This is a genomic window from Paenibacillus sp. AGC31 (genome assembly GCF_057334655.1).
Window position 1 is genome coordinate 238,639 of the sequence record NZ_JBHFJH010000028.1, and the last position, 13,488, is coordinate 252,126.

At 44.7% G+C, this 13,488-nt stretch carries 9 protein-coding genes; 6 read left to right on the forward strand and 3 right to left on the reverse strand.

The annotated features are described in order from the left end of the window. Positions 1 to 128: 128 nt before the first annotated feature. The 3 genes from ACE04G_RS15360 (at position 129) to ACE04G_RS15370 (ending at position 3,227) form a co-directional block, all read left to right on the forward strand. The gene (locus ACE04G_RS15360) at positions 129 to 716 is read left to right on the forward strand and encodes a TetR/AcrR family transcriptional regulator (RefSeq protein WP_221819514.1); all 588 of its coding nucleotides are present in this window, start codon (positions 129 to 131) and stop codon (positions 714 to 716) included. 68 nt (positions 717 to 784) lie between these two features. Further along, positions 785 to 2,266 (forward strand): DHA2 family efflux MFS transporter permease subunit, encoded by a 1,482-nt coding sequence (locus tag ACE04G_RS15365; RefSeq protein ID WP_221819641.1) that lies wholly within the window; start codon positions 785 to 787, stop codon positions 2,264 to 2,266. Between the two features lie 313 nt (positions 2,267 to 2,579). Continuing rightward, entirely contained in the window at positions 2,580 to 3,227 is a 648-nt protein-coding gene (locus tag ACE04G_RS15370; protein ID WP_339308218.1) for a hypothetical protein, read from the forward strand. 87 nt (positions 3,228 to 3,314) lie between these two features. On the opposite strand, the gene ACE04G_RS15375 is transcribed toward ACE04G_RS15370, so the two are convergent. Continuing rightward, positions 3,315 to 4,292, reverse strand: a complete 978-nt coding sequence (locus tag ACE04G_RS15375) for an alpha/beta fold hydrolase (RefSeq protein WP_486094551.1) — start codon at positions 4,290 to 4,292, stop codon at positions 3,315 to 3,317. A gap of 200 nt (positions 4,293 to 4,492) precedes the next feature. Here ACE04G_RS15375 and ACE04G_RS15380 point away from each other — a divergent pair, with 200 nt between their 5' ends. Beyond that, positions 4,493 to 5,470, forward strand: coding sequence for an MBL fold metallo-hydrolase (locus ACE04G_RS15380; RefSeq protein WP_449004491.1), 978 nt, complete (start codon positions 4,493 to 4,495; stop codon positions 5,468 to 5,470). A gap of 51 nt (positions 5,471 to 5,521) precedes the next feature. Here ACE04G_RS15380 and ACE04G_RS15385 read toward each other — a convergent pair whose 3' ends face one another. Beyond that, positions 5,522 to 6,103, reverse strand: coding sequence for a LysE family transporter (locus ACE04G_RS15385; protein ID WP_449004492.1), 582 nt, complete (start codon positions 6,101 to 6,103; stop codon positions 5,522 to 5,524). Positions 6,104 to 6,234: 131 nt separating this feature from the next. Between ACE04G_RS15385 and ACE04G_RS15390 the strand changes: the two genes are divergently transcribed. Continuing rightward, entirely contained in the window at positions 6,235 to 6,789 is a 555-nt protein-coding gene (locus ACE04G_RS15390; RefSeq protein WP_221819509.1) for a helix-turn-helix domain-containing protein, read from the forward strand. 138 nt (positions 6,790 to 6,927) lie between these two features. On the opposite strand, the gene abnB is transcribed toward ACE04G_RS15390, so the two are convergent. Then, positions 6,928 to 9,345: an arabinan endo-1,5-alpha-L-arabinosidase AbnB gene (gene abnB, locus ACE04G_RS15395; protein WP_449004493.1), complete on the reverse strand. Its 2,418-nt coding sequence runs from the start codon at positions 9,343 to 9,345 to the stop codon at positions 6,928 to 6,930. A gap of 384 nt (positions 9,346 to 9,729) precedes the next feature. On the opposite strand from abnB, the gene ACE04G_RS15400 reads away from it, so the two are divergent. Then, a complete protein-coding gene (locus ACE04G_RS15400; protein WP_449004494.1) occupies positions 9,730 to 13,467 on the forward strand; it encodes an alpha-L-arabinofuranosidase C-terminal domain-containing protein in 3,738 nt (1,245 codons plus the stop codon). Positions 13,468 to 13,488 lie beyond the last annotated feature (21 nt).

Below are 13,488 nucleotides of genomic sequence, written 5' to 3' on the forward strand. Positions count from 1 at the left end.
TAATATGATGACTCTGATATGAAAATGCTTTCAAATAAATTTGAAATAAAAATGATTGACAGTGCCGATCTGAGCGGGTTTAATTATATAGACCGATTGTTATAATTATTTGAAGGAAGTGGCTTTCGTTGAGTGAAAAGTCTAATGCTAGAGAGTCTATTGTCAGCACAGCAGCGAGACTGTTTTTTTCACAAGGATATCATGCGACCGGTCTGAATCAGATCATCAAAGAGAGTAGTACGCCGAAAGGGTCGTTGTATCATTATTTCCCGCAAGGCAAGGAAGAGCTCGCGCACGAGTGTATTCAAAAAGCCAATGAACATATCCTGCTGACATTTGAGAAAACATTTGCAGCCCATGACAATACGGGGGACGCCATTCAGAGATTTATTCATGATTTGGCTCATGAAACAGAAGCAGCCGGGTTTACCGGATTTCTGCCATTCAGCTTCTGGGCAGCTGTGGAGACATCGTGTATTAGTCAGCAGTTGCGTATTGCATGTCAGGGTGTATTTGCAGATTGGCAGGATGTCATTAAGAAACATCTGATTCTGGATGGCGTTGGTGAAGAGAAGGCGCGGGAGACGGCACTTCTGATCATTTCTTTGATGGAGGGAGCACTGATTATCAGCCTGACGAATCAGGATAAACAGCCTCTGCTGACGGCTGCTGATTATTTGTCGGTTGTGACGAAGAACGCCAAACAGGTTCAATAATTTATAGCAAGAGACAGAGAAAAAGAAAGTTCGATACGTTTGAGGAGGATGGGATCGTGGAGGTTTCCATGAAGGCTGATTCTGCACAGAATCAACAAGAAACACAGCAATACAAGGTATTTCCGATTTTGTTCGCGATGCTGCTGAGCGGCTTTATTGGTCTGTTTGGAGAAACGGCATTAAACGTGGCATTGACGCCACTTATGGCTCTACTGGAAGTAGGTCCTACAACGATTCAATGGTTAACTACAGGTTACTTGCTTGTGTTGGGAATCCTGGTACCGGTATCCGGTATGCTGCTGCAGTGGTTTACCACAAGACAGCTGTTTACAACATCTTTGATTTTCTCGATTGCAGGAACATTTGTTGCTGCACTTGCACCTAGTTTCGAAATTCTATTGGTGGCACGGGTACTACAGGCGATAGGTACAGCGCTATTGTTGCCACTGATGTTTAACACCATATTGGTTATTTTCCCGATTGAAAAACGTGGAGCGGCCATGGGATTGATTGGTTTGGTTATCATGTTTGCGCCAGCAAGTGGTCCGAGTATCTCCGGTCTGATCCTGGCTAATCTGAGCTGGCATTGGATCTTCTGGATCTCCTTGCCGTTCTTCCTGATCTCACTGGTATGCGGCTTGTTGTTCTTGCCGAATATTTCGAAACTGACCAAGCCCAAAATTGACATACTGTCCATTATCCTTTCTACCCTTGGTTTTGGTGGTATCGTATACGGCTTCAGTAGTGCAGGAGGACATGGAGAAACTGGCGGTGGCTGGACAAGTCCAGTTGTTATCTCCACTATCGTAATTGGCGCACTGTCCTTGTTGTTATTCAGCATCCGTCAGCTGAGAATGAAACAGCCAATGATGGATCTGCGAGCGTTCAAATATCCGATGTTTACGATTGGCCTGATCCTGATATTCATCTGTATGATGATGATGCTGTCATCCATGCTGATCCTGCCAATGTATCTGCAACAAGGTATGGCCGTTACAGCGTTAACTGCCGGACTGGTTCTATTGCCGGGCAGTTTGCTGAATGGTTTACTGTCTCCGGTTATGGGTCGACTGTTTGACAAGTTCGGTCCGAAGTGGCTTGTGATTATTGGTCTGGCTATCGTAACGGTTGTACTCTTCATGTACACTGGAATTACACCTACAACAACACTGGCGAAAATCATTACGCTGCATGTGTTCATGATGGTCGGAATCTCGATGATTATGATGCCTGCACAGACGAATGGTCTGAACCAATTGCCACGTGAGTATTATCCTCACGGTACTGCCATCATGAATACGTTGCAACAGGTTTCCGGAGCGATTGGTACGGCTGTTGCGGTAAGTATACTGAGCGCAGGACAATCCCGCTTTTTGAGCGGAGTGGCGAACCCGGAAAGTCCAGAAAATCAACTGGCAGGTTTCACGTCAGGTGTACAGAATGCGTTTGTATTTGCATTAGTTCTGTCGATTATCGGTCTGATTACTTCACTCTTTGTGAAACGGGTCAAAGTAGGATCAACGCCAGGACAACAAGGTCCTATGCATTAATCCATTAACTAACATGAATAATTGATATTGTATAAGAGCGATGTGACCCTTAACGCTAAGGGTGCATCGCTTTTTTGCGTAAAATTTATTCTATCTTTTTTGGTCTTGACGTGAAACGGGTTACAGCCATTAGAGTAATAATGTAGACGGAATACGGCGATTTAAAGAATGAATTTCAGAGCAAATACTTCATGTTCCGGCAAAATTGTATATGTTCATACTAATATAAAAGGGTAATATAGAATGTATTAGTACAATTTTTAACCAATTCGAAAACGGTTTATATTTTATTTTTAATCAAGGAGACATTATTATGATCATCATTAATCCCATTGGCGATAACATTGAAAAGATGCTGTTGCACTACGAAAAAAACGGCCATCTCACTCTACAGGCTTCGCTTATCAGTAATCGCTCGGTTGTATATAGATTGCAAGACTATTGTCTTAAGGTATATGCTTCACGTGCAAGATTGGATGGGGAGATGGAAAGTGAGGCACTTAGGGCATTGCAGAGTAATCCCTATGCACCTAAATTGTATGCGTATTCACCAGGTGAGTACACCCTGACAGAGCGGATTGAAGCATTCAAACTGAAAGAGTACCGTGTGACATATGGACACATTCCTCCCAACTTGATATACGATATGTTTACGACGGAACTTCAGCAGATTCATGCTGGATATTGGGACTGGGATGTCATCCGATATGAGAATTTGCTCTGGACCAAGACAGGTGAAGTGAAGAGAACGAACTTTTGGTTGTGTGAGCCTGTGAACTCCAGACGTGAGAGCTTATATAACCAGATCATTCGAAGAATTGAGAACATCTACAATGGCGATCGAACCGAAATGGAGGCGATGGAACAGTACTTTTATCGTCACCAGTTGACTTCATTAGAGATCGAACAAGCTTTCAGCGATTTCAGGTCCCAACGGCCAAGACTGGCGATAGCACAATAAATCTCATACTTAAAACCCCAAAGATATTAGAGAATCTTTGGGGTTTCTTTTATGATATAACATAGCCTTACTTTAGCAGGATGTACGTTACTTCTTCACCAGGGCCAATATCTCATCCGCAACGAAGTCCGGGCGATATTGATGGATGTAGTGATCGGTATCTTTAATGGTCACCTGTTTTGAATCATCCGACCAGGATTTAAATTCAACTTGAGTTTTGTCCCATTCGGGTTCACTGGCACCGAGGTAATCAGCGGTCAGTATGGTGAGGGGAAACGGTAATTTTTGCTTGTGATCTACGACCACTTTGGCATTGGCAGCTATTTCACGTAATTCATCCAACGTGTTAGCATTACCATAGTTGTACAACAGCGCAGTTGTATCCAATTTTTTTAGATCGTCGGGTACAAGTTTCAATTCATTACGATTGGCATTGGAAGTTTCGACAACCAAGTCAGATTGCATCGAGAGGCGGAATAGTCCGGTTTGGATACGTAATTTATTCGCAAAACCACCAATTGTGTCTGCCAAAGAGTCATCGTCATTCGAATAATATTCGGGACTTCCGCCATCAATCATGACGATGCCTTTCACGAGATCCGGGTATTTTTGTGCAAAACGGATGGTCTCCAGCGAGCCGAGCGAATGTCCAACTAATACATAAGGCGGCTTCTGTCCAGATACCTGCAATAACTCGTGTAATTCTTCAGCTACGGTATCGACATCACGTTTCTTATCGGTCCGATCGCTATATCCATAGCCAAATCGATCATATACAGCGAATTTTGTGTTGGGAGCAAGCTTTTCATATAATGGATAATAATCTACATAGGGATTAGCAGTACCCCAGCCGGAGGCGAGGACGACTGTTACATCGCCTTCTCCTCCAGTATATAGATGCATATTGTCTCCATGGACTTCGTAGAGCTTTCCAGGGGGTACGAGTATTTTGGCATCGTGCCTTAAACCCACTTGTTGGTAGATCACGCCAGTACCCAGAAGCAACAGAACTATTGCCAGGTCAAATATCAAAAACTTAACTAATGTTTTGCGCCATTTCTTCATGTTCTCTCACATACTCTCCATGTATTTTCTCTATCATATATGCCTAATCTTATACGAGAGAAAACAGAGTCTTAATTCTATCTTAATTAACCGAAAATTGTATATCAACGGCCAATGAATTAATATATAGCTACGATATGAATAGTTCTTATCCAAATATTGAATCACAGATTGATTATATAGAACAGAAGGTATGTATAATGACAAAATACGAAAATCAGCTTCCGACATCAGCCGGCATGAACTTCAAATCCCTAATCAGTATATTGAGAGATTCCATGCGTGGCAATGTAGAGCGGAGGCCATCTGGCACGATGCCTATGGAGATATGTGAACCTGCTGAAACCTTGAATGCATCCGATAATCCACAGGTTACATGGTTCGGTCATTCGGCCTTTTTGCTTGAGATTGAAGGTCACAGATTGCTCTTTGATCCGATGCTGGGCAATCGTCCATCCCCCGTATCCTGGGTAGGTACCAAACGTTATAGCACGAATCTACCGATTCAACCGGAGGATTTCCCGGCGCTTGATGCAATCATTATATCGCATGACCATTATGATCATCTGGATTATGACTCCATCCGCAGATTGAAGGATAAAACAAAGCGCTTTATCGTGCCACTTGGTGTACGTCGTCGACTGATTCAACTGGGTGTGCCTTCAGAGCAGATTACCGAGCATAACTGGTGGGATGAGTTATCGTTCAAAGGTTTAACATTCGCTTGCACGCCAGCTCGCCATTTCTCGGGCAGAGGATTATTCGACCGTAATTCTACCTTATGGTGTTCGTGGGTTATCGCTGGACAACATACAAAGGTGTTCTTTAGTGGTGACAGCGGATACGGTCCTCATTTCAAGGAAATTGGCAGTAAATACGGTCCATTTGACCTCACCATGATGGAATGTGGGCAATATGACGAGCGGTGGTCCAACATTCACATGATGCCGGAAGAAACGGTGCAAGCGCATTTGGATGTAGGGGGTAAGTTGCTCATCCCGATTCATTGGGCCGCATTCACGCTCGCCTATCATGCCTGGAATGAACCGGTTGAACGGATTACGAAGGCTGCACATGCTTTGAACGTTAAGGTTGCAACTCCCAAAATCGGCGAGAAGGTTGTTCTTCATAAGGAGGATTACCCTACACGTCCATGGTGGAGACCGGAATTAGGATAAAAATAAAAGCGTTCAGCTCATCGAATGAGTGGACGCTTTTTCTATTGCATTTTACATCAGGATCGATAGTGCACTGTAAATTAACAACATACCCATGACGATATTAACAGGACGCTCGTATCTTAATAAAAAGCTCTGGAATAACATACCACCGAACGCCCAGGTCATATTGGCACTAATACCGATGAAGGTGAGCAGCAAGGCAAATACGATTAAATGAACATGGGACTGCCCAAGAGGCAGAACAAAAACGGATATGGCAGTAAGCCCATACAGAATGACTTTGGGATTGATGAATTGTAGGGTGAACCCAAATAGAAATGAATAATGATTGACCTTGTTGTCTTGCGAATCTGCAGGTTTACTTCGCATGATTTTGAGTGCCAGATAGAGCATATACACACATCCTAAGACGTTCAAGACAGGTGTGATTCTAGGAATGTATTGATGAAGAATAAGGTTGAAATAACTGGACAGAAACATAATAAGCAGGCAGCCAGCTGCAACTCCACTAATAAAAGGAAGGGTCTTGAGGAACCCCTGATTTCTGGCATGTGTCATGGAAATGATATTGTTGGGTCCGGGTGTAAATGAAGCAATGATTGCATAGGTCACTAAAGGTATGATATTCATGGTTCCTCCACGTTTTCTTAGTTGTGTGATATAATGAACTGAAATGTACGTTATAACGTACGGTCTTTATTATTGTACAATATGTACGTTATAAAGCACAACACATAAATATAAAATGAGGAGGATGGATTTTGAAAAACATTAATAGTATTCTTGCTCAGAACCTGAAACAGCTTAGGGAACAAAGAAAACTCAGTCTGGACAAGGTCGCCGAAATGTCTGGTATTAGCAAGACCATGCTTGGTCAGATTGAGCGTGGTGAATCCAATCCATCCATTGCAACCGTGTGGAAGATTGCTAATGGCCTGAAAACCTCCTTTACTGCTTTGATTCACGAGCCGAAGTCAGATACTACCGTTGTAACGGGCGATGATATTCAAGTATTGATGGAAGACGAGGGGAGGGTTCGAATATATCCGCATTTTCCTTTTGAAGAAGGACGTCGCTTTGAAATGTACATGATGGATATGGATATGGAATCTTCTTTAAGTGCTGAGCCGCATATCGAAGGTACGGAAGAATTTATTACTGTCTTTGAAGGAGAAGTTACGATTCGGGTAGGGACGGAAGAATATATGGTGAACCAAGGGGAGTCGATCCGTTTCCGTGCAGACAAGCCCCATGCCTACATTAACTCCGGTGCTAAGTCGAACAGATTGAACATGGTTATTCATTATTCAAAGTGACAATAAAGCAGCCTGATGTAATGAACTGAAACTCCTTTGTTAGTCGTGTCTCACAAAGGGTTCGGTTCAATACATTGGCTGCTTTATTGATGTGTGCACTATGATGGAGCCCAACCGCTCGCGATAGGGGACTCTGAGTTAAGGCTTTTCTTTGGCCTGACGCTGGATTTCCTTGGCTGTTAAAGCTTTATCATACACTCTTACGTTATCCAGACTGCCTTTGTAGAACGGATCAGCCGTATAACGACTCTTGCCTACATAAGCTTCCGTTACCTGCAGATCTTTCGGGTTAAAAGTAATCTCAGAGCTGCTTGCAACCGATGTACCATTTACATACAGAGTTCCTACATCGCCCTGAAGGGTTACAGCGACATGAACCCACTCTTTAACAGGCAGTGGATTTGCTGCAATCAGGCTCTGATCCCGTCCCTCATTATGGATGGTGAATTGTAATGCCCCATTATGTTGGGAGGGAGTAAGGAACATATGCCTCGTCAAGCCATTTCCAAAGTCGAAAATACGCTGCCAAGACCCGCCACCGTCCCAATTGATCCAGGCGCTAAACGTGAAATCCGTTGTATCTGTAATGAGTCCAGGTAACTGAATGTAACTGTCGGTTCCGTTAAATGTGGCAGCCTGATTTTTGCCACCAGCAGTAGAACTGACCACATTAAAGGCTTGTCCGTGATATTTGTTTTTACTGGAATCCTGTGCGACTTTGGCAAGTTTCTTGTGTTCAAAAGTATACTCCCCGAGCAATGGGCTTACCGCTTGCTGTGGAATGATAACGTTAAACGTTTTGGAGCTTACCGCAGTTCCTTTACGAATCGTGGCGGTTAATTTGACTTTGGCATCACCCTTACCAGCGCGTGGTCGCTGCACTACACCTGTAGCGGATAGAGCCGAAGCATTGGAGCTTTTCCACGTAATGTCTGCATCACTTGTTCCCTTGGTAGGCAGAGACAGATTGAAGAACACGTGATCCGTATTGCTAATGCTCAGGTCCTTTTTCACCGCATCTACAATGTCCTGATCACTCCGTTCAACACCTTGACTTCCCCAGATGGCAATTCCGGAGGAGGAGAGGGCGCTAAAGGTCAGAACCGTACTTTGAGATTCCGAGTTCCATTCATGTGTGAAAACGCCTTTGTACACAACGTTATTCGAAGTGATCTGAACCTTGTTGTCTGCGTCAAGACTCCAAGTTCCTGTCACGGCACCATGAATCTGCCCATCTGCCGTGAACTGAGCGGTCTGGGATGACTTAATGTCCGCCGTGATGTCCTTACCATGATTCACCCATTGGTACTGACCAGCGATATCCTGAGTTGTCAGTTGCGTTGTATCCTCTCCCAAAGCCGCATAGCGATATGGAGAAACAACGGGCCAACCATCTGCATTCATATGCATCTCATGTACGCGAACTTCATGCTCTTCGCCACGCCCTGGAAAGCGGGTATGGAAGATAAGAAACTGTTTGCCAGTCTCCGGATCAACATAAGCAGAGTTATGTCCTGGCGATACATAGCCGCTACCTAGGCCTGTGCCCGGATCACCGATCTGTCTCTCGAACAGGAAGTTCCCCATTAATTTGACTCCAAAAGGCTCAATAGAACGATCATCAAACAATGGTTTATCCTTGTCAGCTTTAACGTTGATCATATCGTTTCCTTCCGCATCGAGGAAAGGCCCATCCGGTGTTTGGGAGCGAGCAACACGAATGTTGTATCCTCCATCAGCACCTAGTCCACCGTAAGACAGGTACAGATAATAATAATCGGTTTCGGGACTGTAGAGCATGTAAGGTGCTTCAATACGGCTATGATTGCCTCCGGTCAGCTTTTTGCCATAACCTTGATTCGGCAGTGGTTTGCCTGTCGTTGCATCCATCTCCAGAATGAAAATCCCCCCGGAGTATGAGCCATACACCATCCATAACTTGCCGTTTTTATCATAAAAGACATCCGGATCAACCACATTGGGATGAATCGTTGCATCGTAAATGGTACCATCCTCACTGATCTGATCCCACATGCCGGATTTCAACAGAATGCCTTGATCCTTATAAGGCCCTTCGATGTTGTCTGCGACAGCAATGCCGAGCGCTGATCGCGGGGAGTCCCCTTTACAAGCATTGTAGTACATATAAAATTTGCCGTCCGCAAGCTGAATGACATCTGCCGCCCATAACGTATCCGTCTGCGCCCATTCCAGCGCTTCAGCGAATTCCTTGGTTACATTGGGGACAACAGGATTGTTATCTGTAACGCCGGATGCGACCAAATCCCAGTTCAAAAAGTCTTTGGACTTGGCTACTTGCAGATGAGATCCAAAAATATAAAACGTATCATCCACTTTAATGACAGAAGGGTCATGAACGGAAACATTTTTGAATGATGGAGCAGGAGTTGCGATAGAGGTGGTGGAGGTCTGCGAGTCACCCACAGTTGTCCCTGAAGCATTTGCAAACACCGAGACCGGCGCCAAAGTTGTTGCAGTAATTAATGCGGTGCTTAGTACAGAAATGTTAAGTACGCGTACCCAATAACGTTTCATACGTTTCCCCTTTCCTATTTCCGGAATGAAAAATTAGCCGATACTTGGCAACACACGATATAAGGTTTGGCAGCCCTCCTTTGGAACAACTCATAAATCAAGCGCTTTCATTTGTTATATTATCAATTGGTTTATATGTTTGTAAACCATAAATATAATGTTTATAAGACTAAAATGAATAATTAAAGAGAGACGGGAAGAGCCGATACAGCTCATTACATTCAAATAAACCAGTCGTCTTTCTCAAATTTAGGATTGAAATTGGGATCAATGATGCGATATTATTACGTTTAAGTAATGTGTTTAACTATTTATCAATCATTTTATATTAATACGAATCAAAAGCGTAAACCGACAATTCCCAACTACATAGGAGGTAAAAACATGAGCACATATCAAAATCAATTAATCACACAATACACGTTCGAAGATACCGTTCAGATCGGAAAGGACAGTTCCGGTAAGGGACATGATGGTATAGCCAAAGGTGAAATCCTACCTGTGGTATCCGAGGTGAAAGGCAGATCGGCGGTAACTTTCAACGGGGGAGCGAATGGAACTTCTTATCTGCAATTACCTTCGGATCTGCTTCGGGATGTAAGCGATAACACAGGGATTACGATTGCCGCTTGGGTGTTTCTGGGCAAGGGGTCTAATGTGTGGGAACGCATTTTTGACTTTGGTAAAGGGGAGAAGGGACCGTATTTATTTTTGACACGTCAGCTCTTGGGTACGTTATATGCTGGTGATAATCTGGTTGTCCACCCAAGCCGGGGAGTTGCAAGTGGAGAATGGATACATATTGCACTCTCTGTAACAGGCAGCCACGGGGGGACTTTGAGCAGTGCAGGGCCAATTGTATATGTGAACGGGGAGAAGGCGGCAGATGGATCGATCAGTCAGACGTCCAGTGGCAATTATGCCAAATTACGCGAATGGTTTGACTCTTTCACCGATTCTGAGAATTATAGCCAGAATTATATTGCACGTTCCCAGTATGCAGCGGATGTGGACTTTGCAGGTTCGTTATCCGACTTTCGGATCTACCAAGCAGCGCTTACCATGGATGAAGTCATTGAAGTCATGTGTGAATCACTGACAGATGAAGCGATTGTGAAGCTTGCGGCGGACAAGTACTTGTCCTTCCCCAACCGAATCATCACCAAGGATGTGTCACTGCCGGCACACTTGTTGGGTGGTAAAGTGTGTGTTGAATGGAGTTCCAGTAATCCGGAAGTCCTGACCGAGAACGGAGAGGTCCAGGCAATCACATCGGCACAAGAGGTTACGCTCCGTGCGCTTCTGAACAGAGGTGATAGTGAGCAGAGTCAACGCTTTGACGTGTCTGTTGTGCCCGCGCATCTCCCGCCTTATACGGTCACCATCCATGGAGATCAGAAGGTAGCTGATATCAGTGAAGTCATGTATGGGCTGTTCTACGAGGATATTAACAATGCGGCAGATGGCGGAATCTATGCGGAGCTTGTCCAGAATCGATCATTTGAATCTTTTGCATTTGATACGTACTCGCATGACTCTGGAGAATGTGGTTGTTCGACAGGTCGAAATCGTGAACCTTTGTTTGCCTGGTCAGGCGATACGGAGAAAATGCTCGTACAACATACGGATGGACTAAACGTTCATTTTAACGTGGAAGACCCTGAAGTAAATGCTTATTATGTAACGGTTCAGGATGGGGCAACGATTCGAAATCGTGGATTCTCCGACTCCAACCAGCATTGTGCCATGTCCATCAAGCAGGGTGAATCCTATGACTTTACCGTATGGGCAAAAGCAGAATCGGCAGGAACAATCACCGTTCAATTGCAGGATGGAAGGGACATATCCATCAGTGATTCGGTAACGCTGCATGTTGAAGGCGGGAACACTTGGAAGAAATACGGTTTGTCTCTGATTGGAACGGAGACTGTACTTGGTCAACTGGCACTTACGTTTGCAGGTGACATCTCGATCGATATGGTGTCCTTAGTCCCTCAGAATGTATGGGGAGCTGATCCGACAGAAGAGGGAATATCGGCTACGGCACATGCCAACTACACAGGTAATCCGAACTATCGATTGAGAAAAGATCTAATCCAGGCACTGGCAGATCTGCATCCGAAGTTCTTGCGTTTTCCGGGAGGATGTATCTCGGAAGGATCATTTATTTGGGACAACGTATACGACTGGAAGGATTCTGTGGGTCCGGTTGAGCTCCGCAAAGAGAATTATAATGTCTGGGGTTACATGATGACGATGGGCCTCGGTTATATGGAGTACTTCCAACTGGCGGAAGATCTGAATGCCGCTCCGGTTCCAGTCATGGCTTGCGGTGTGTTGTGTCAGGCACGCTCGGATTATGCTCACCCTGCGGGTGGCGCTTTAAGGGATTATTATATCCGCAACTTTACAGATCTGATTGACTTTGCGCTCAGTACAGACTTTGAACACAACGAATGGGCAGCGGTACGAAGCCAGATGGGACATCCTGAACCGTTTGATCTTCGTTATCTGGGCGTAGGCAATGAGAACTGGGGCACTGAATTTTTTGCCAACTTCGAAGTATTCAAACGTTCGATAGATGAGTACATGAAACAGAACTATCCTGATCATGAGCTGCATATTATCTCGACGGTTGGTGCTCAGGCGGATGATGATGCGTATCAGGAAGGATGGAAGTTCCTCAGCGGAAATCTGACCGGATCAGCTCAAGTGGCTTTTGCCGATGGTACTGAGGTGATTGAGGAGACGGTAACCTGGTATGAGAATCAGGACAATTATATGGACACCATTGCAGATGAGCACTACTACCGCTCCAATGAATATTTGCTGAATAACGTAGATCGATACAACTACTATGACCGGGCCTATCTTGAAGACGGAAGTATCGATTGGAAAGAAACATCCAAAGTATTTGTGGGAGAATATGCTTCCACGGACAAAAACACGCTGGCAGGAGCGGTCGCAGAAGCTGCGATCATGACCGGATTTGAAAATAATGCAGACGTTGTTCGTTTGGCTGCCTATGCGCCATTGTTCAACAAAGTACTAACGGACGGTACCTACCGCTGGACGCCGGACTGCATCTGGTTTGATGATGAAACGGTATGGTATACACCGAATTATTATGTACAGCAGCTTTTTGCAAAATATGTAGGAGATCAGGTGCTCGAGACTTCATTCTCCACCTATAGCAAAGGCAAACCCCTGCATCTCATTCCGCGTGGCGGCATCGAGATTGCAACAGGTCATGCAGACATCGTGGTGAAACGAGTCACGGTCACGTCCAATGTGGATGGCACCATATTGCTAGAGGAAGATTTCAGGGAACGTACAGAGCTTAGTAAGGCATGGAACCAGATTCCCGGATCGGAAGGATACACGTTGGCCGAAGGAAAAGGACTCATTTTGAAGGCACAATCAAGTGGATTGAATGGATTGTACCTGTTGAATGACGAATGGACTAACTACAAGGTGCAGGTTGAGGCTGAAAGAATTTCAGGTGAGGATGGTTTTTACATCGGCGTGGGACTGACAGATATCTCGTCCGAGAACAAGGATGTCATTGAGTACGCAATCAGTTACGGGGGAAGTGCCACAGCGGTGAAGGTGTACAAACAAGGGATTGAGGGTTATACCTTGGGAGACTATTCATCCAGTTCGGCAGCGGGTAACCTGAGAGCGGCCAACTATGAACCACTCGAGAATGGGACCGATTACACAATCACGGTTAACTATGGTGGAGATACAGGAAAGAATCTGATCTGCTCCTATACAGACGGTCGCAATATCAGCAAGGTTCTGGATTACAAGCTGGAAGCTTACAACCGGGAAGTATTCCACTCTGTTACAAAGGACGCACGGCATGTGTATGTGAAACTGGTGAATGCAGATGGCGTGGATAAATCAACCCGGATTTGCCTTCAGGATCTGAAGGTTGATGCTTCAGCCAGATTGATCACACTTACTGGAGAAGATCATTTGGTGCATATTCCGAATGTAAATCAGAAGAATGATGAGAAAGTGGTTCCCCAAGAACAGAAGATAAAATTGAATGGTGAATCAGTGATCGTTGGTTTGTCAGCTCATTCGGTAAATGTTCTTATTATGGATCTTCTGTAAGCAAAATATATAAATAAAGGC

Bases quoted from the DNA above. Each gene is read 5' to 3' on its own strand.
- ACE04G_RS15375 (WP_486094551.1), bottom strand. From the start codon at position 4,292: ATGAAGAAATGGCGCAAAACATTAGTTAAGTTTTTGATATTTGACCTG.
- ACE04G_RS15380 (WP_449004491.1), top strand. From the start codon at position 4,493: ATGACAAAATACGAAAATCAGCTTCCGACATCAGCCGGCATGAACTTC.
- ACE04G_RS15385 (WP_449004492.1), bottom strand. From the start codon at position 6,103: ATGAATATCATACCTTTAGTGACCTATGCAATCATTGCTTCATTTACA.
- abnB (WP_449004493.1), bottom strand. From the start codon at position 9,345: ATGAAACGTTATTGGGTACGCGTACTTAACATTTCTGTACTAAGCACC.
- ACE04G_RS15365 (WP_221819641.1), top strand. From the start codon at position 785: ATGAAGGCTGATTCTGCACAGAATCAACAAGAAACACAGCAATACAAG.
- ACE04G_RS15400 (WP_449004494.1), top strand. From the start codon at position 9,730: ATGAGCACATATCAAAATCAATTAATCACACAATACACGTTCGAAGAT.
- ACE04G_RS15370 (WP_339308218.1), top strand. From the start codon at position 2,580: ATGATCATCATTAATCCCATTGGCGATAACATTGAAAAGATGCTGTTG.